Here is a 19,096-nt window from a genome sequence, read left to right as displayed (position 1 = left end):
ACCCTCGCTCGAGCGCACATCGAGACGGTGCTCGTCGATCAGGAGGATCTCGGCGATGACGATCCGAACGCAGACGTCACGGTGGCTTCGTCGGCAGCCCACGCTGCTACGACGGGTGATCCTCGCGATCGCGCTCGGCGTCATCGCCGGGGCCGGCGCCGTCATCTTCTACGCGGCCCTCACGTTCGCCACCCATGAGTTCCTCGCCGTGCTCGCCGGCTATCAGGTCCCGACGCCAGCCGGAGAGGGCAATGCTCCAGGATCGCTCCACTACGCGCGGCCATGGGCGATCCCCCTCAGCGTGGTGCTGGGCGCCATCGGCGCGGGCATGCTGGTGTTCACGCTCGCACCCGAAGCAGAGGGGCACGGGACGGACGCCGCCATCGATGCCGTCCTCCACGACCCCCGGGGTATCCGTCTGCGCGCGGTCGTCGTCAAGATCATCGCCTCGGCGCTGACCATCGGATCGGGTGGCTCGGGTGGACGCGAGGGACCCACCGCCCAGATCAGCGCCGGCTTCGGCTCGCTGCTTGCTCGAGTCCTCGACCTCGGCACCGAGGACGGGCGCGTCGCGGTCTCGGTCGGGATCGGGTCTGGGATCGGTGCCATCTTCGGCGCCCCGCTCGGTGGCGCCGTGCTCGCGGCCGAGATCGTCTACCGCGACGACTTCGAGTACGAAGCACTGCTCCCAGGGCTGCTCGCCTCGCTCATCGCCTCGGCGATCTTCGACGCTGTCTACGGGTTCCGCCCCCTGTTCGCCGTCGCTGGCCACTTCGAGCTCACGACGCCGCTCACCCTCGTGTGGTTCGCCATCGTCGGGGTCGTGGCCGGGGCCATCGGCCTGCTGTACGCGCGCTCGTTCTACGGCACGGTGCGCCTTGCTCGACGGCTCCCGATCCCTCGACACTTCCGTCCGGCGATCGGCGGCCTCCTCGTCGGTCTCCTCGCCCTCTGGCTCCCCGAGGTGCTCGGGACCGGCTATGGATGGGTCCAGAAGGGTCTCAGCGACCAGATGCTCCACACCCCGCTCCTCGTGATCGTGGTGCTGCCCATCGCTCGCATCGTCGCGACGTCGCTGTCGATCGGCACCGGAGGCTCCGGTGGCGTGTTCGGGCCCGGCATGGTCATCGGTGCCTTCACCGGCCTTGCGGTCTGGCGCATCCTCGCACCGCTCGTCCCAGCGATCGGCCACGACGCCTCCGCCTTCGTCGTAGTGGGCATGATGGCGATGTTCGGCGGCATCTCTCGTGCACCGATCGCGGTGATGCTGATGGTCGCGGAGATGACCGGCACCATCGCCTTGTTGGGACCAGCGATGATCGCGGTCGCGATCGCCTGGCTGATCGTCAAGGCCGTCGACGACTCGATCTACCGATCCCAGCTACCGACTCGCCTCGACGAGTCCCCGTCGGCGTGATCCGAACACGACGCACCACGCTCGCGCCGACCGAGGGGTTCAGCGTTCGTAGGTCCCCACCAGCTGACCCCGTGCAACGACGTGGCCGTCCATCGCGGTGCGTACATCGTCGCGGGTGAAGACCCTTGGCAGGTCGAGCCGGACGTCGAGCGCGAAGAGCTGGAACGTGTAGTGGTGCGGACCGTGGGCGCGCAGCGGCATCGGACCCACCCAGGCCTGCTGTCCGAGGAGTCCCTTGCCGAGCACGACCCCCGGTACCGAACTCGGCCGAGCGAGGGCGCCTTCGGGCAAGAACTCGAGCACCGGCTCGATGCCTCGTGCGACTGCGTGCACCGGTGCCCGGCGCCGCGGTGCGTCCGGATCCTCGACCACGAGGACGAGCTCGACGGCTGACGCGGGTGGCGTCGACCACCGAAGCGGCGGTGAGACGTTCAGCCCGACCATGCGACCGCGGTAGCGATCTGGCAGCGGCTCGCCATCGCGAAAGGCCGGAGAGCTGACGACGAGCGTCTCAGGGCCCCGTGCCTCCGGGCTCGCCCACAACAACGACGAAGGTCCGGCCCTGCGATTGCGCAGCAGCGGACCAACAACTCCATACGACACCGTCGGCTCTCCCTCGCTCCCCAGCCGGCAGCCTATCGACCCCCTGGTGACGAACCGCGATCCGCGACCGCTGCAGCAGACGCAAGGGCCTGTCCGCGCGGAGAGCTGGCTGATGGCGCTCGAGCACCGATCGGACCACAAGCCGGCACGCGGTCGGGAACATCGACGCACCGTCTATTGTTGTGTTCGTCACACACCTATTGAGCAAGCCCCGTCGACGATCCCAGGAGACGGGAGCGCCGATGAATGAGAGGACGACCATTATGCGCGCTTCCGGTGACGTCGCTCCGACGCGAGCCGATGTCAGCGCGGTCTGGGAGGAGCTGTCGCGTCTCTCGAGGATCGCGCGCCAACACACCGGTCCGCTCGCCCGCGCCCTCGGCCTCGAGATCGAAGGTGGCGCGCTGGCGATCCTCGGCGTACTCGCGAAGCTCGGACCCAGGCGCCTCGGCGAGGTGGCCAGCGACCTTGGCCTCTCGCACTCGGTCGCCAGTCGGCACGTCGCGAGCCTCGAAGCTCTCGGCTACGTCACGCGTCGCAGTGACGCCAACGACCGCAGGGCGCAGGTCATCGCCCTTACCGACAAGGGACGAGCACACCTCGCCCAGATCCGCGAGGGACATCGACGATTCCTCGACGACGCGCTCGCCGACTGGAACGACGATGACATTGCAACACTCGCCCACCTACTTCGGCGCTTCGGAGCCGATCTCCAGAGTGCCTTCGACCACACCATGACCGACACCACCACCAGGAGGATTCGATGACCGACACCACGCTCTCGCCGTCGTCGACGGTACGCGCCCACGGCGCTCGCCTTGGGCTGATTCTCACTGGCCTCTTGCTCGGGATGCTGGTGGCAGCCCTCGATCAGACCATCGTCGCCACCGCACTCCCGACCATCGCCAACGACCTGCATGGCTTCAGCCACCTGAGCTGGGTGGTCACGGCATACCTCATCGCCTCGACCGCCTCGACGCCGCTGTGGGGCAAGCTCGGCGACCTCTACGGACGCAAGCGCTTCTTCCAGCTCGCGATCCTCATCTTCCTCGTCGGTTCGGCGCTCTCCGGCCTGTCGCAGAACATGCTGGAGCTGATTCTGTTCCGCGGTCTCCAGGGACTCGGTGGCGGTGGCCTCATCGTGGGCGCGCAAGCGATCATCGGCGACGTGGTGTCACCGCGCGATCGGGGCAAGTACCAGGGGCTCTTCGGCGCGATCTTCGGGGTCGCGAGCGTCGTCGGACCGTTGCTCGGTGGCTTCTTCGTCGACTCGCTCTCGTGGCGCTGGGTGTTCTACATCAACCTGCCCATCGGCATCATCGCGATCGCGGTGATCTCGAGCGCCCTGCCCCAGCTCTCCACGCGCGTCCAGCATCGCGTCGACTACCTCGGCACGCTGCTCGTGGCCCTCGCCGCGACCGGCTACATCCTCGTCACGACCCTCGGTGGGTTGACGTACCCATGGGGTTCGTGGCAGATCATCACCCTCACGATCGCATCCACCGTCGCCCTGGTCGCCTTCGTCCTCGTCGAGCAGCGCGCCTCCGAGCCCATCTTGCGCATGGGCCTCTTCCGCAACCGCACCTTCTCGATGACGAGTGCGATCGGGTTCGTGGTCGGCTTTGCGATGTTCGGCGCAATCACCTTCCTCCCCACCTTCTTGCAGATCGTTCGCGGTGCCTCCCCCACGGTCAGCGGGATCCAGCTGCTGCCGCTCATGGCCGGCCTGCTCGTCATGAGCATCGGGGCAGGCCTGCTCATCAGTCGATTCGGGCGCTACAAGGTCTTCCCGATCGTCGGCACGGCCCTCATGACGGTCGGACTGTGGCTGCTGAGCCGCCTCAGCGTGCACACGTCCTACGGCGTCATCGCCTTCGACATGATCGTGCTCGGGGTGGGGATCGGCGGCGTGATGCAGGTGCTCGTCATCGCGGTGCAGAACGCGGTGGGCTACGAAGACCTCGGCGTCGCAACCTCTGGGGCGACGTTCTTCCGCTCCATCGGCGCCTCGTTCGGCGTGGCGATCTTCGGCTCGATCTTCACCAATGCGCTCGACTCCAAGCTCGCTGCCGTCGCCACCCGCTACCACCTCCCGGCCAACCTGGCGGTTCAGGCCGAGGAGAGCCCGAAGGCACTCACCGCCATCCCGGCCCAGATCCTGCCCCAGCTCCTGCACGCGTTCGCAAGCTCCCTGGACCGAGTCTTCCTCGTCGCAGCGCCGATCGGCCTCTTGGCCTTCGTGCTCACGCTCTTCCTGCCCGAGCTGCGCCTGCGCCGCTCCGTCGCGGCCGCGGACCTCGGTGAGGGATTCGCCATGCCCGAAGCCGATCCCGCCAAGGACGCCATCAGCCGCGTCCTCGAACGGCTCTCACGCGACGGCGGTGTCGAGCGGCTGTATCGACGACTCGCACAAGACGCCGGACTCGGCACGACTCCGGCGGCGACCTGGCTGCTCTTCCGGGCGCGCGATGGGCGGCTGCCACAGAGCACGCTCACGATGGCGACGCGAGCCGGCTGGGATCTGTCCGACGCGCTCGCTCGACTCCGCGACGCTGGCCTCGTGCGCACCGACGCGGACGTCATCGAGCTCACCGAGGCGGGGCGAACCGCTCGGGCCGCACTCGACGATGCGCGCCGTGCGGTCATCGCGGAGACGCTCGGTGAGGGCGCAACCTCCGAGACCGCGGCAAGCCTCGTCGAGGCCATCGCGGACACGCTCGGGGTCCTCGATCCCGACGACGATCTCTTCTCCGAGGCTCGCGGGTCCGCTCGCTCCGCCTGAGCCGTTCTCCTGCCGTGACCCATCACACGACACTGCCCCGGCCACGTCTGGCCGGGGCAGTGTCGTAGCTGGGCTCGGGCGATCTCAGTCGGTGGCCTCAGCGAGCGGATCGAACGGTGCCTCGGCAAGCGGCCGGACACGATGACCCGTGGCGAGCGAGACCACCACACCGATCGCGATCACCGCGAGTGCGATGTAGGGGAACACGTTGAACGGGTAGGGCTGACCAGGCTTGATCAGGCCCCACAGCGGCAAGATGAGCGAGGCAACGCCAAGGACAGGGATCACGAGATGGCGCAGCGGGGCGAACGCCTCGCGGTGGAAGCGCAGGTAGTACACCGGCAGTGCGATGTTGAGCGCGAGGTAGGTCAGCGCGATCGGGATGGTTCCGAGGGTGGCGATGTCACCGGCAAGCACCAGCGGGTTGCCGGTGCTGGCCCAGATCAAGGTCATGACCCCGGCCCCGATCCAGTACACCGCGAGCGCGCTCACCGGGGTCTGGTGCCGCGAGGAGAGGCGCGCGAGACCTCGTGGCAACATGCCGTCGCGCCCCGCGCTGAACAAGATCCGTGTCTGCGCCGTCGTCGCCCCGAGCAGCGACGAGAACGTGCTGGTCAAGCCGGCCAGGTAGACGAGGATCGCAAAGGGCCCGAGTGCATGGCTCGCCGCCGTCACGAAGGGCGCGGCAAGGTTGCCGATGGTCGTCGGATCGTTGTGGAACGCGATCGACGTCGTCACCGCCATGAGGACGTAGATGATGGTGGCAACGATGACCGCTGTGTAGATCGCTCGCGGAACGCTCCGGCGCGCATCACGCGTCTCCTCCACCATCGCACCCGGATTCCCGACGCCGATGAAGAGGAACACCGCCAGCGGGAAGGCGAGCCCGAGACCCGAGATGCCCCGCGAGATCTTGGCGGGATCGAGGCTCACGAGCGAGAGCTGGTTGTGGTAGTGGACAACGATGGCAATCATGGCTACGACGATCAGCGCGAGTTCGAACGCGAACGAGGCGCTTGCCCAGCGTGCACTGATGGTGACGCCTCGATAGACGAGGTAGGACACGAGCACCACGAAGACGACCGCGATCGGTTGCCAGGGCACGTGGACGTGCAGGTATTGCTGGATCACCTGGGAGGTGAAGCCACCCATCACCGCCATCACGTAGCCGACCGCGACGATGTAGCCGAACCCGAGGGCCCACGCGGTGACCACACCCACCCGACCGCCGAACGCCTTGGCGATGTAGGACACGTACGACCCGGCACTCGGTATCACCTTGGTGAACTCGACCAGGCTGTTGAGCTTGAGCAGAACGGCGATCGCGGCGACGACGATCGCGATCGGCGAAGCCACGCCTGCGGCCGCAGCGATCGCGGCGAACGAAAAGAAAAAGCTCATGGCCGGCGCCGTATCGGCCAACGACACCCCGAGGATGTCACCGACGCCGAGCGCGTTGTGCCTGAGCCGCGGATGGCCCGACGCGGTATCCCCGTCGCCGGACGGAACTGTGGTCATACCCTCATCTCCCCCTTCATCGCTCGCAATGGTGACGATATGGTAGCCGCCGCCCGCGGCGAGGTCCAGAAGATCCGTGATGACGCCGCAGCACAGGGTGATGGCCGCTGGAGAGGCCCACCGTTGGACCTCTCGGACCCTGCTCGTCGTGATGAGGCCCGCTTGCCGTGCGCCATCGAGCCGAAGTCTCCTGGGCCGGCACGCACCAGCACCGCCAGGCGCTCGCCCCACCGTCTCCGCGGACGACCGGGCGGTTCGAGCAAGGCACGAGACCCTTGCGCGAGGGGATCTGCGATCACGATCCACCGACGGCGCGCGAGATGCCGCGACTGCACTGTCGCGCGGCCACGGCTCGCACCGGGCTCAGGTGCGTGCGCCCCCGAGCCCGAGTGGAACCCAGGCGGCAGCTCGGCGCTCTCGGAAAGCCGCGATGCCCTCGGCAGCCTCCGCACCCGCAAACAGCGCCTGCGAGAGCTCGGTCATGGCGGCATAGGCCTCGCGCGAGGCCTCGCGATCGTGACCGAGGGCGAGGCGCTTCGCGACCGCGAGCGCCCCTGGAGCACCGCGGAGGACGGCAGCGATCACCTCGTCGACCTCGGCGTCGAGTCGAGCGGGCTCGACGGCACGGGTGATGAGCCCACTCGCGACGGCACGAGTCGCCTCGAAGCGTTCTGCGGTCAAGAAGAGCTCGAGCGCGTCGCTGCGACGCAGCTTCGGGAGGCACACCACCGAGATGATGGCGGGTGCGACACCGAGGCGCACCTCGGTGAAGCCGAAGCGCGCCTCCGACGAAGCGATGGAGATGTCGCACGCTGCAGCCAGCCCGAGCCCGCCGCCGAAGGCATGTCCGCCGATGCGGCCGATGACCGGCTTCGGGGACTCCTCGATGGCAAGGAGGACGTCGGCGAGCGTCGCGTGATCGCCGGCGCTCGTGCCCGCCGCGGCGAGATCGGCTCCCGCGCAAAAGACGGATCCCGCGTTCGTGATCACCATGGCGCGCACGTCCTCATCACTGCTCCCCTCGCGCAGGGCACCATGGAGCGCATCGAGGAGCGCTGGCGAGAGCGCGTTCCGTCGCGCGACGTCGTTCAGGGTCATCCTCACCACGCCGTCTCGACGCTCGAGGAGCAGGATCTCGTCAGTCTCGCTCACACGAGGAACCGTAGCGGAATAGGGACGAGTCGGGCACGCAGCCATTCGCCAAGACTCTTGGCCTGCGCATCCGCCCGTCGCGGTGCTGAGGCGCCCTCCCCGAGCAGTCCATGGATGACGAAGTTGAGCGCTCGCAGGTTGGGGAGTGCACAGCGCTCGACCTGGAGCGGCGCAACCTCCGGCAGCAGCCTTCGGAGCTCGTCGACGTCCAAGAAGCCAGCGAGCCAGGCGTAGGCTTCCTCCGTTCTGGCCCACACCCCGAGGTTCGCCGAGCCCCCCTTGTCGCCCGAGCGCGCTCCGACGAGCCGACCGAGCGGCACGATCCGGCACGGGCCGAACGCATCGCTCGGCTGGACGGTCGCATCGACGGCGGGCTCGGGTTGGGCGACCTCGCGATGCGCGCCGTCGCTCCACGGCGGCGGCTCCAGCGTGATCGTCGCCGATGGCGTGGTGACGCGTTCGTGAATCCATTCCCAGCCGACGAAGGTCGGCCAGAAGCGCACCAAGGGCTCTGGGCGGGCCGTGACCCCTCTCACCCAGAGGCCCGGGAAGGACGCGAGTGCGAGCTCGGTCACGCGAGCGCGGAGAGCTCGCCCGACCACCGCCTCGTCGTCGGCGTCGGCGGAGATCTCGAGAGTGGCGGTCGCCTCCTCATTGGAGCGCGGATCGCGCTTGTCGGTGCGCACGAGGTGCGCCTCGAGTCGACGCAGCCCGAGACCCTCGGTGGCTGCGCGCAGCTGCCGCTCGAAGAGAGCGGCCTTGGCCTCGACGTCGAGTCCGGTGATCGCAACCCCGAGGCGGAGGCGCCATCCGTCTGCGACGGCGAGCCCAACCTTGGCGGTTCGGGGAGGTGGCTCCCCGCGCACGCCGTGAATGCGGACTCGATCGTGTCCGAGGTCCTCGAGCACGATCGTGTCGAAGCGCGCGATCGCATCCGGTCCGACGTAGCTCGGCGCCCCGATCTCGTAGAGCAGCTGTGCGGTCACGGTCCCGACGGTGACCGCACCACCGTGACCGGGGTGCTTGGTGATGATGGCACTCCCGTCGTCTGCGACCTCGGCGATCGGGAAGCCGAGGTGGAGGGCGTTCGGGATCTCGTCGAAGAAGGCGTAGTTGCCCCCGGTGACCTGGGTGCCGCACTCGATCGCGTGCCCAGCCACGATGGCGCCGGCGATTCGGTCGAAATCGGTGCGAGCCCAACCGTGGTGCCACGCTGCCGCCCCTACGACGAGCGATGCGTCGGCGACGCGTCCAGTGACGACGACGTCGGCGTCGTCGTCGAGCGCGGTGCGGATGCCCCAGCCCCCGAGGTAGGCGTTCGCCGTGAGGACCGTCCGCTGACCGAGGGCCTCTCCCGTCTCGGCGTGCACGAGTGGCGTCCCGCCGGCTGCGATCGCCTCGAGCGAACCTGCGAGGTCGTCGCCGTCGACGAACGCCACGCGTGGTGCGAGTCCGAGCCGGGCTGCGATCGCCTCCACCGCCGCTGCGCAACGCTCGGGTGCGAGACCGCCTGCGTTGGCGACGAAGCGGATCCCGCGATCGAGACAGGTGCCGAGCACGTCCTCGACCTGGGTGAGAAAGGAGGTCGCAAAGCCGGCCAGCGGATCTCGGGCCCGCTGGCGCGCGAGGATGACCATGGTGAGCTCGGCGAGCCAGTCCCCCGTCAACACATCTACCGGCCCGCCGTCGACCATCTCGCGCGCGGCGGCCACGCGATCGCCCCAGAAGCCACTCACGTTGGCGATGCGAACCGGGCGCGCCATCTACCCCTCCTCGAGGACCACCAGCACGTCGCCGCGATCGACCTGCTCCCCGACCGCCACGCGCACCTCGCCGATCACGCCGTCGTGGGGCGCGAGGACGTGGTGCTCCATCTTCATCGCCTCGAGGATCGCGAGCAGCGCCCCGGCGCGTACCCGATCGCCGACCCCCACCTCCACCGAGAGGACCCGTCCGGGCATCGGCGCCTCGAGGCCGCCCCGAAGGGCGGGCTCTGTGGCAGGCCCGGCAAACGGATCGACGCGCTCGATGCGCACATCCACCCCGTCGCCCTGGACGTAGAAGGTGTCGCCGTCGCGCAGCACGTGGAACCGGCGTCGAAGCTCGCAGCCCACCTCCCGCTCGAACCACTCGACCCAGCCGCCTTCGACCCCCACCCGATCGAGCCGACGATCCCCGATCCACAACCGCCCGGCGCGATCCTCCGTGAGCGCGACCGTGCGCACCTCGTCGCCGACGCGCCAGGTACGTGCCGTCGCCGGCAGCCGCCCGAGGCGCCGACCCGCAGGCAGCGTCGTCGCGAGCTCCACCCGAGCCCGGTCGTCGGCACGTGCGCGAAGCGACGCCGCGATGAGCGCATCGTCAGCGAGAGGCGCATGCGCCGCAGCGAGATGGGCGATGCCAGTGCGCTCGATGAAGTCGGTGGTCGTCGCACCGGCGAGGAACTCCGGGTGCTCGAGCAGGGCGACGAGGAACGCCCGGTTCGTCGTCACGCCACGGATCCGGCTACGGCGCAAGGCTCGAGCGAGCAGACGGGCAGCCTCGTCGCGCGTCGGAGCGTGCGCGATGACCTTGGCGAGCAGTGGGTCGTACTCGATCGCGACCGTGGTGCCCGTCGCCACGGCCGAATCCCACCGGATCCCAGGCTCGTCCGCAGGCGCCCACTCGACGAGCGTGCCGGTCTGGGGCAAGAACCCGGCCGCCGGGTCCTCCGCGTAGAGGCGGACCTCGATCGCGTGGCCGTCGATGCCGAGGCCGTCCTGGCGCAGCGACGTCGGTCGGCCCTCGGCGATGCGCAGCTGCTCGGCGACGAGGTCGATGCCGGTGATGGCTTCGGTCACCGGGTGCTCGACCTGGAGGCGCGTGTTCATCTCGAGGAACCAGTACGACCCGTCGGGCTCGAGGAGGAACTCGACCGTCCCCACGCCTCGGTAGCCGACCGCGCGAGCGGCCGCGCACGCCGCTGCCCCCATGCGCTCGCGAAGGTCCGCATCGAGGACCGGCGAGGGCGCCTCCTCGAGCACCTTCTGGTGACGACGCTGGATGGAGCACTCACGCTCGAAGCAGTGCACCACTGCCCCGTGCCCGTCGGCGACCACCTGGATCTCGACGTGTCGACCCACCTCGACGAAGCGCTCGAGGAAGACCCGATCGTCGCCGAAGGCGCCCGCAGCCGTGCGTCGAGCAGCGTCGATGGCCGCGCCGAGCGCCGCACGCTCGCGCACGACGTCCATGCCCTTGCCCCCGCCGCCGGCAGTGGGCTTCACGAGGACCGGCAGCACGACGTCCGGGTCGTCGGGCGCGAACGTCGGTAGCGTCGGCACACCCGCGCGAGCCATGTGTGCCTTGGCGCGCTCCTTGTCGCCCATGAGGGCGATGGCCTCCGGTGGCGGCCCGATCCACGTGAGGCCGGCGGCGATCACGGCTTCGGCAAAGCCCGGATGTTCCGACAAGAACCCGTAGCCAGGGTGGAGCGCATCCGCACCGACACGCTGCGCCGCCCGCAGGAGCGCCTCGACACTCAGGTAGGTCTCCTGGACGCCGTCACCGATCAACCCGATCACGTCATCGGTCGCGTCCAGCCACGGCGCTGAGCGATCGGGCGGCGCGTACACCCCCACGGTCCAGATACCGAGCATGCGCGCCGTGCGCGCGATCCGAGCGACGATCTCGCCACGGTTGGCGATGAGCAGGCGGCGGATCATAGGCGGAACACTCCGTAGCCCCGAGCCCCGATGACCGGCGCGCTGTGACACGCAGAGAGCGCCATGCCCACGACGTCGCGGGTGTCGCGCGGGTCGATCACGCCGTCGTCGGCGACGCGGCCCGTCGCGTAGAGCGCTAACGACTGGGCGTGCGCGAACGCCTCGACCCGAGACCGAAGCACCGCTTCGGCCTCCTCGTCGATCTCGACGCCGCGCCGAGCTGCCTGCTCGTGCCGTACGATCGACATCACACCCGCCATCTGGGTCGGTCCCATGATCGCGATCCGGGCCGTCGGCCACGCGAACACGAACCGCGTGTCGAACGCCTGACCGCTCATGGCGTAGTTGCCCGCACCGTAGCTCGCACCGAGGATGATCGTCACGTGAGGCACGGTCGAGTTCGAGACCGCGTTGATGAGCTGACTGCCGTGCTTGATGATCCCGGACCGCTCGTAGTCGCTCCCCACCATGAAGCCGGTGATGTGCTGCAAGAACACGAGCGGCGTCGCGCGCTGGTTGCACAGCTGGATGAACTGCGCCCCCTTGGCAGACGCCTCCGAGAGGAGCACACCGTCGTTGGCGACGATGCCGACCGCAAAGCCGTGCACCTCGGCCCATCCGGTGATGAGCGTGGGGCCGTAGGAGGGCTTGAACTCTTCGAAACGGCTGTCGTCGACGATGCGCGCGATGATCGCCCGCATGTCGACCGGGCCGCGCAGATCGATGGGCATGAGCCCGAGGAGCTCCTCGGGGTCGTAGCGCGGCGGTCGAGGATCGCGCCGAACCGGCCCGGGACCCGCCTTGCGCCACTGGAGATGGGCGACGACGCTGCGTGCGCTGCGGATGGCGTCGAGCTCGTCTCGTGCGAGATAGTCGGCGAGGCCGCTCACCGTCGCGTGCATCTCGGCGCCGCCGAGCTCCTCGTCGCTGGAGAGCTCGCCGGTCGCCATGCGCACGAGCGGCGGGCCGCCGAGGAACACCTTCGCGCGGTCGCGAACGAGGATGGTGTAGTCGGAGAGGCCTGGTTGGTACGCACCACCAGCGGTCGACGAGCCGAACACGACGGCGATCGTCGGGATGCCCTCGGCAGAGAGGGTGGTGATGTCGTGGAACATGCGGCCGGAGGTGGCGAAGTGCTCGAGGTTGCGACGCAGGGCAGCGTCCGGATCGTCGCCTGGTACGAAGCCCCGCAGGTCGCCCCCGGCCGACTCGACCAGCTGGATGAGCGGCATCCGATTCGCGCGAGCGATCTCGAGCCCTCGGAGGAGCTTGCGCACGCTGATCTGCGTGAGGGCACCGCCGAGATCCGATGGGTCGTTCGCGACGATGACGCACTCGGTCCCCTCCACGACGCCGATGCCAAGCACCATGGCGCCACCGAGTCGGTACTCCGTCCCATAGCCAGCCAGGGGTGACAGCTCGAGGAAGGGGCTCTCCGGATCGACGAGGAGGCCGACACGTTCGCGCACCCCGAGCAGGCCTCGCGCGGCCCTGCGCGCGTGGGCCTCGGCACCTCCCCCGAGAGCGGCTTGGTCGAGGAGCGACTCGAGCTGTTCCACGAGCTCGACCATCGCCGCCCGGTTCGCGACGAAGCCTGGGTCGCGCGGGTCGACGGGGCGTTCGAGGATCGGCGCTGCCACGGCTCAGCGCTCCTTCGAGGCGACCGTCGGTGGGCCGGCGAAGGCCTGGGCGACCTCGAGCCAACGACGAGCAAGCGCCCCCGTGGCCTCGACCGAGGTGCGTGACACGTGGCGTCGCTGCGTCACGACGAGGGCGATCTCGAGCGCCGAGCCGCGCACGCGATTCGGGGCATCCTCGGGCCCCCAGGCCCAGAGCTCGCCCGAGGGCCCGATCGCTTCGAGTCGGAGTGGATCGTCGAGGTCGGTGATGCCGTGGGTCGCAAGGGCGAAGCGTCTCGCGGCCCAACCGAGAAAGCACACGTGGCGAAGCCGGTCGCTCACCGTGTCCGCCACGTCGTGGCCGAGTGCGTTGACGACGTCGACCCCGTGTGCCCAGGTCTCCATGAGCCGCGCGCTCACGAAGCTCGCAAGCCCCATCGACGGCCCGATCCAGTCGAGGCGCCGTCCGGGATCCTCGTCGACGAGCCGGGCGAGCCGGGTAACGAGAGTGTCGTTCGCTCGGCACCAGCGCTCCCAGAGGGTCTGGGGAGCGAGCTCGCGTGCCCAGACCACGTCGGCGCGCTCGCTCGGATCGATGGATGCGTCGAACGCGGCGCGCAGTGTGTCGAGGCGCTCAGGGTGGTCGATCGACCACATGGCCACCTCGTCGAAGAAGGTGAGGTGGGCCACCTGCTCTCGGATCCGCCACGGCGCTGCGCGCGTCGGGAGCTCCCACACCTCCCACCCTGCGTCGTGGAGGGTCGCACGGAGGGTTCGGTGCTCGGCCTGGAGGTCGTCGATGAGCCCGACGAGATCGAGCCCGGATCCGCTCATGGCTCGTAGCCCTCGAGGCGCGTCAGGATCTGGAGCATCACCTCGTCGGCACCGCCTCCGATCGAGAGGAGCCGCGCATCGCGGAAGTAGCGCGACACCCACGTCTCCTCCATGTAGCCAGCCCCACCGTGGAGCTGCAGACACCAGTCAGCGACGGCGCGGCTCAGGCGGCCCGCGGTGAGCTTGGCAATGGTGGCAAAGCGCGTGGTGTCCTCGCCTGCCATATAGGCCTCGGCGCACGCGTAGTTGTAGTGACGAAGCAGATCGACCTCGGCGCTGAGCTCCGCCAAGCGAAACTGCACGTACTGCTTGGCAAGGAGTGGCTCCCCGAAGACCATCCGCTCGCGTGCATAGGCCGCGGTTCGCTCGAGCGCACGTTCCATCGCGCCGACCGCCGAGTAGGACGCGATCATGCGCTCGTTCTGGAACTGTGCCATCTGCTGCTGGAAGCCCCGCCCGATGGTCCCGATGGTGTTCGACACGGGCACGCGACACTCCTCGAGCACCAGCTCGGCGGTGTCGGAGGCGTGGTTGCCGAGCTTGTCGAGGGCGCGCGCGACCCGAAACCCCGGCGCGTCGGTCGGGACGACGATCTGGGACATCCCCCGATAGCCGCCCTCATCGCTCGTGCGCGCAAGCAGGCAGATCCAGTCTGCCTGGGTGCCATTCGTGATGTAGAGCTTGGTGCCGGTGATGACCCAGTCGTCGCCGTCGCGCACGGCGCGAGTCCGGAGCGCCGCGACGTCAGAACCCGCGTCCGGCTCCGACACCGCGACCGATGCGATGGAGTCCCCCCGCAGGGTCGGCACGAGATAGTGCAGCTTGAGTTCGTGCGAGCCGTAACGGGCCAGCGACGGGGTCGCCATGTCGGTCACCACCGAGATGGCCATGGCGAGCGCCCCGAAGCCCATGCGACCGAGCTCCTCGCCGAAAATGACCGTGTAGGAGTGGTCCGCGCCCTGGCCGCCGTAGGCCGGGTCGTACTCGAGGCCGAGCAGACCGGCGGCGCCGAGGGCCTTGAAGACCGTATGGCCCGGGAAGCTGTGAGCCCGTTCCCACTCCTCCAGGTGCGGGAGCACCTCGCGCTCGAGCACCCCACGTACGCTGCGTCGAAAGACGTCGTGCTCCTCGGTGAAGCGCATGCTCCCCCCTCGATTCGAGGCGACCGCGAGGGCCGCCGGCCACGCCGATGCCAGAACATGAACCTGACGTCACTTTCATCTGGTAGCGTACCCGTCACCGTGACCGCACGCAATGATCCCCGGAGCCTCGACCAGCTCCCGACCCCGACCGTGCGACTCGTCGAGCGCTCCGGCGAGCCGAGGCGATGAGCGCCGCCCCGGTCACCGAACGCGGACGGCGTACCAGGGACCGGCTGCTCGAGGCCGCTCGTGCCGTCTTCGAGGAGCGTGGCTTCCTCGAGACCCGGGTGAGCGACATCGCCGAGCGCGCGAACGTCGCGATCGGGACCTTCTACACCTACTTCGACTCGAAGGACGCGATCTTCGTCGCGCTCGTCGATGCGTTCATCGCCGCGCTCTACGAGCAGTCGCACGTCGGGGAAGTCGCCGGTCCAGACCCACGCCAGCGCATCCGCACCTCGAACGCGCGCTTCGTCGAGGCGTTCCGTCGCCATGGGAACCTCTACGGAGTGATCGTCCAGGCCGCGTCCTTCAACGACGAGGTCCGACGTCGCCGACTCGCCTCGCGCTCGGTGTTCATCGAGCGGGCCACTCGTGGCCTCCGCCAGCTCCAAGCGCAAGGAGTCGCCGACCCGACCCTCGACGCCGACGTGACGGCGGCGTTGCTGTGCGGGATGGTCGAGAACTTCGTCGAGCGCAGCCACGACCTCGGCCTCCCCTTCGACGACGAGGCCGCCGTCGATGCGATGACCGAGATCTGGGCGCGCGCCATCGGCCTCGCTCCCTGATCGCACCTTCTCACGGGTGATCGCACCCGCCCGCCGAGACGGTCCTCGATCCCTCGACAGCGAGACCAGCCCCTGGCATACTTGCCAACGAGCGGGGGGCGAGGTGGTCTGGCGCACGTAGCTCCGAGCACACGCTCGAGGACAGGCCCCGAGGACCGGCCCCGAGGACAGGGGGAACCATGACATCGCACGATCTCGAACGCAACCTGATTCAGCGCGTCAACGTCGGCGACATGCTCACGCGGAGCGCGTGGCGTCTCGGCGAGAAGGAGGCGGTGATCGCGGGCGACGAGCGACTGACCTACCGAGCGCTGAACGACCGTGTGAACGCATTCGCCCATGCCCTCCTCGACGCGGGCTATGGCAGGGGCACCGCACTCCTGCTCATCAGCGGCAACAGCATCGAGTTCCTCGTCACCTACTACGCCTGCGCCAAGACCGGCACCGTCTGCGTGCCCATCAATCTGGCGTGGGGGCCCAACGAGCTGGCCTACGTGCTCGGCCACGCCAGAGCCCGCGGCGCGGTGGTCGAGGCCCAGTTCGTCCCCCTCATCTCCGGTGCGCTGGCGATCGCCGAGCACCACGACCTCGTCGACGTCATCGTCGCCCCTGGAACAGGGGCCGAGTGGGAACCAGCGCCACAGGGCACCTGGCACACGCTCGATGCCTTCGTCGACCCGAACGCAACCAGCGAGCCGGCCTGCTTCGTCGACGACCGAGATCCGCTGACCTACCTCTACACGAGTGGCACCACGTCGGCGCCCAAGGGTGTGGTCTCGAGTCACGTCGCGGTCTACATCGAGTCGCTCACCGGTCCGATCGTGATGCACTACAGCGACGCCGACCGCAGTGCCGTCGTGATGCCACTGTTCCACACGGCGCAGCTGAACGGCCTCACCACGGGCCTGCTCTACCTCGGCGGCACCGTCGTCCTGCACCGATCCTTCGACGCTGCGGCTCTGCTCGCGAGCATCGAGCGCGAACGGATCACGCAGATCTTCCTCCTGCCGATGATGTACCGCGCGCTCATCGATCACCCCGACGTCTCCCGCCGCGACCTCTCGAGCCTCCGACTCGGGATCTACGCCATGGCGCCCATGGCCGAGACCGACGTCAAGCGCGTGACGGAGGTGCTCGGCTGCGACCTCGCCCTCGGCTTCGGCCAAACCGAGATGAATCCCCTCACCACCGTGCTCCTCCCGGAGCAACAGCTCTCCCACGCCGGTGCCGTGGGGGGCGCGGTGCCGAACGTGCAGGTCGCCATCGTGAACGACGCCGGCGAGCTCGTGCCCGCTTACACGCGTGGCGAGATCGTCTATCGCGGTCCTCACGCGATGCAGGGCTATCTCCACGACGAGCAGGCGACGAACGAGGCGTTCGCCGGGGGATGGTTCCACTCCGGCGACGTGGGTTACCTCGATGCCGACGGGGTGCTGTGGTTCGAGGATCGCCGCAAGGACGTGATCAAGACGGGCGGCGAGAACGTCGCATCCCTCGAGGTCGAGCGTGCACTCTACGGAGCTGAGCCGCGCATCGACGAGGTCGTCGTGGTGGGCCTGCCGCACGCGCACTGGACCGAGGCAGTCGTTGCGATCGTACGGCCACGCCCCGGCTCAGGACTCACCGAGACCGACGTCCTCGCCGCGGCCCGCAGCGCCCTCCCCGGCTTCAAGGTGCCAAAGGCGGTGATCCTCGTCGACGAACTCCCACGCACCGCCACCGGCAAGGTCCAGAAGCACCTCCTTCGAAGCCAGTACCGCGACTACTTCGCCACCACGGCAGAATCCGAGCGGGCCTAGCCATGGGTCGATGGTGACGCCGATCGTGGCCGGGTGAGCCTCAGCCGGCTCACCCGGCGAGCGCCATGCGTTCAGCAGCCTTCCACGCTGCCCACGAGCGATGCCCACCGTTCAGGTTGCGAGCCTTGAAGCCATGCTCGAGGAGCGCCGTGGTAGCGACGTGACCACGGAGCCCGACGGCGCAGTAGACCACGAACGGCCCGTCCCCGAGCGATTCGAGGTGCTCGCGCAGCTCGTCGACCGGTACCGAGACGCTGCCTGGGATTGCACCGTGCCGATGCTCCTCGGCGGTGCGCACATCGAGCAGCGTCCACCCATCGCGCACCAGCGACTCCACCTCCTCCGGCTCCACCACGTCGCAGGTACCGCTCCGGATGTTCTCGGCGATGTAACCCACCATGTTCACGGGGTCCTTCGCCGACGAGAAGGGCGGTGCATAGGCGAGCTCCAGGTTCGCGAGCTCGTCGACCGGCAATCCTGCCGCGATCGCCGTCGCGAGCACGTCGATGCGCTTGTCGACCCCTTCGCCGCCGACCGCCTGCGCGCCGAGGATGCGCCCGTCGCTCGGGTCGAACATGACCTTGAGCGACATCGGCTGGGCACCTGGGTAGTAGCTCGCGTGACTCATGGGGTGCGCGCGCACGACCTGGTACGCACGACCGAGTGCCCGTAGGCGCTGTTCGCTCAGGCCGGTCGATGCGGCGACCGTGTCGAAGATGCGCACGATCGCGGTGCCGATCGACGGTCGCGCCTCGACCGCGCGTCCACAGATGTGATCGGCGACTCGCCGGCCTTGGCGGTTGGCGACATGTGCGAGCGTCACGAGCTCGAGCGATCCGCTGATGGCGTCGACCTTCTCGACCGCGTCACCCACGGCATAGATCGCCGGGTCGCTCGTGCGAGAGGTCTCGTCGACCAGGATGCCGCCGTGCGGACCGAGCTCGAGCCCTGCTGCGCGAGCCAGTCGAACGTCCGGACGCACACCGACAGCAGCCACGACCAGGTCTCCCTCGACCTCCTGGCCATCGTCGAGCGTGACGCCCCACGCATGGACCTCGGCCACCCCAGCCCCCGTGATCACACGGACGCCGTGGCGCTCCAGCGTCTCTTCGATCGCGATGGCGAGTTCTGGATCGAGCACCGGCAGCACCTGCGATCGCGCCTCGACCACCGTCACTGGGATGCCATGGTGAGCCAGGTTTTCTGCCGTCTCGAGACCGACGAACCCCGCGCCGACGACGATCGCGCTCCGAGGCCGCGTCGTCACCTCCGAGGCGAGCCGTTCGGCATCTTCGACGGTGCGCAGCACGCGCATCCGGTCTGCCCCGGGGATGCTCGGGCGGATCGGGACCGCCCCAGGACTCAGGATGAGCGTGTCGTAGGGGAGCACCGAGGCCTCACCGGTCTCCACGCTGCGGACACGGACCTCGCGACGCTCACGATCGATCGAGACAACCTCGGCGTTGACTCGAACGTCCAACCGGAAGCGGGCCTGGAGACGTTCGGGCGTCTGGAGCACGAGGTCCTCACGGTCCTCGATCACCGAGCCGACGTAGTAGGGCAAACCGCAGTTGGCGTAGGAGACGTGTCCGGATCGCTCGATCACGGTGATGGAAGCATGCTCACAGAGTCGCCGAAGACGCGCAGCAGCCGACATACCGCCAGCGACGCCACCGACGACGACGATGCGCCGCCCCACCCCCTCCGGCCGCTCGTGCGACGTTGTGGTATTCGTCAT

Annotated in this window: 14 protein-coding genes; 5 read left to right on the top strand and 9 right to left on the bottom strand. The window is 68.8% G+C overall.

Going from position 1 to position 19,096, the window contains the following annotated elements; genetic code table 11:
• Positions 1–55 precede the first annotated feature (55 nt).
• Positions 56–1,417: a chloride channel protein gene (locus AFER_RS05325; protein WP_015798463.1), complete on the top strand. Its 1,362-nt coding sequence runs from the start codon at positions 56–58 to the stop codon at positions 1,415–1,417.
• A 39-nt stretch (positions 1,418–1,456) separates the two neighbouring features.
• Here AFER_RS05325 and AFER_RS05320 read toward each other — a convergent pair whose 3' ends face one another.
• A complete protein-coding gene (locus tag AFER_RS05320) occupies positions 1,457–2,020 on the bottom strand; it encodes a YbhB/YbcL family Raf kinase inhibitor-like protein (RefSeq protein WP_015798462.1) in 564 nt (187 codons plus the stop codon).
• A 242-nt stretch (positions 2,021–2,262) separates the two neighbouring features.
• Between AFER_RS05320 and AFER_RS05315 the strand changes: the two genes are divergently transcribed.
• Positions 2,263–2,787, top strand: a complete 525-nt coding sequence (locus AFER_RS05315) for a MarR family winged helix-turn-helix transcriptional regulator (protein ID WP_015798461.1) — start codon at positions 2,263–2,265, stop codon at positions 2,785–2,787.
• Complete coding sequence (locus AFER_RS05310; RefSeq protein ID WP_015798460.1) at positions 2,784–4,802, top strand: MFS transporter; 2,019 nt, start codon at positions 2,784–2,786, stop codon at positions 4,800–4,802. The genes AFER_RS05315 and AFER_RS05310 overlap by 4 nt, the downstream gene beginning before the upstream one ends.
• Positions 4,803–4,886: 84 nt before the next feature.
• Here AFER_RS05310 and AFER_RS05305 read toward each other — a convergent pair whose 3' ends face one another.
• The 7 genes from AFER_RS05305 to AFER_RS05275 form a co-directional block, all read right to left on the bottom strand.
• The gene (locus AFER_RS05305) at positions 4,887–6,320 is read right to left on the bottom strand and encodes an APC family permease (RefSeq protein ID WP_015798459.1); all 1,434 of its coding nucleotides are present in this window, start codon (positions 6,318–6,320) and stop codon (positions 4,887–4,889) included.
• Between the two features lie 363 nt (positions 6,321–6,683).
• Positions 6,684–7,472, bottom strand: a complete 789-nt coding sequence (locus AFER_RS05300; protein WP_015798458.1) for an enoyl-CoA hydratase-related protein — start codon at positions 7,470–7,472, stop codon at positions 6,684–6,686.
• On the bottom strand, positions 7,469–9,235 hold the full coding sequence (locus AFER_RS05295; RefSeq protein ID WP_015798457.1) for an acyclic terpene utilization AtuA family protein: 1,767 nt from the start codon (positions 9,233–9,235) through the stop codon (positions 7,469–7,471). Before AFER_RS05295 ends, AFER_RS05300 begins: the two co-directional genes overlap by 4 nt.
• The gene (locus AFER_RS05290; RefSeq protein ID WP_015798456.1) at positions 9,236–11,176 is read right to left on the bottom strand and encodes an acetyl/propionyl/methylcrotonyl-CoA carboxylase subunit alpha; all 1,941 of its coding nucleotides are present in this window, start codon (positions 11,174–11,176) and stop codon (positions 9,236–9,238) included. It lies immediately after the preceding gene.
• The gene (locus AFER_RS05285; protein WP_083769439.1) at positions 11,173–12,747 is read right to left on the bottom strand and encodes an acyl-CoA carboxylase subunit beta; all 1,575 of its coding nucleotides are present in this window, start codon (positions 12,745–12,747) and stop codon (positions 11,173–11,175) included. Before AFER_RS05285 ends, AFER_RS05290 begins: the two co-directional genes overlap by 4 nt.
• Before the next feature lie 72 nt (positions 12,748–12,819).
• Positions 12,820–13,629, bottom strand: a complete 810-nt coding sequence (locus tag AFER_RS05280; RefSeq protein WP_015798454.1) for a TIGR03084 family metal-binding protein — start codon at positions 13,627–13,629, stop codon at positions 12,820–12,822.
• Positions 13,626–14,771: an acyl-CoA dehydrogenase family protein gene (locus tag AFER_RS05275; RefSeq protein ID WP_015798453.1), complete on the bottom strand. Its 1,146-nt coding sequence runs from the start codon at positions 14,769–14,771 to the stop codon at positions 13,626–13,628. Before AFER_RS05275 ends, AFER_RS05280 begins: the two co-directional genes overlap by 4 nt.
• Positions 14,772–14,956: 185 nt before the next feature.
• On the opposite strand from AFER_RS05275, the gene AFER_RS05270 reads away from it, so the two are divergent.
• Both AFER_RS05270 and AFER_RS05265 read left to right on the top strand, forming a co-directional pair.
• On the top strand, positions 14,957–15,559 hold the full coding sequence (locus AFER_RS05270) for a TetR/AcrR family transcriptional regulator (protein ID WP_015798452.1): 603 nt from the start codon (positions 14,957–14,959) through the stop codon (positions 15,557–15,559).
• A gap of 179 nt (positions 15,560–15,738) precedes the next feature.
• On the top strand, positions 15,739–17,358 hold the full coding sequence (locus AFER_RS05265; RefSeq protein ID WP_015798451.1) for an AMP-binding protein: 1,620 nt from the start codon (positions 15,739–15,741) through the stop codon (positions 17,356–17,358).
• Positions 17,359–17,407: 49 nt separating this feature from the next.
• Here AFER_RS05265 and AFER_RS05260 read toward each other — a convergent pair whose 3' ends face one another.
• Positions 17,408–19,096, bottom strand: a complete 1,689-nt coding sequence (locus AFER_RS05260; RefSeq protein ID WP_015798450.1) for an FAD-dependent oxidoreductase — start codon at positions 19,094–19,096, stop codon at positions 17,408–17,410.

Source organism: Acidimicrobium ferrooxidans DSM 10331 (assembly GCF_000023265.1).
Lineage (GTDB): Bacteria > Actinomycetota > Acidimicrobiia > Acidimicrobiales > Acidimicrobiaceae > Acidimicrobium > Acidimicrobium ferrooxidans.
This window is presented reverse-complemented; position numbering and strand designations above follow the sequence as displayed.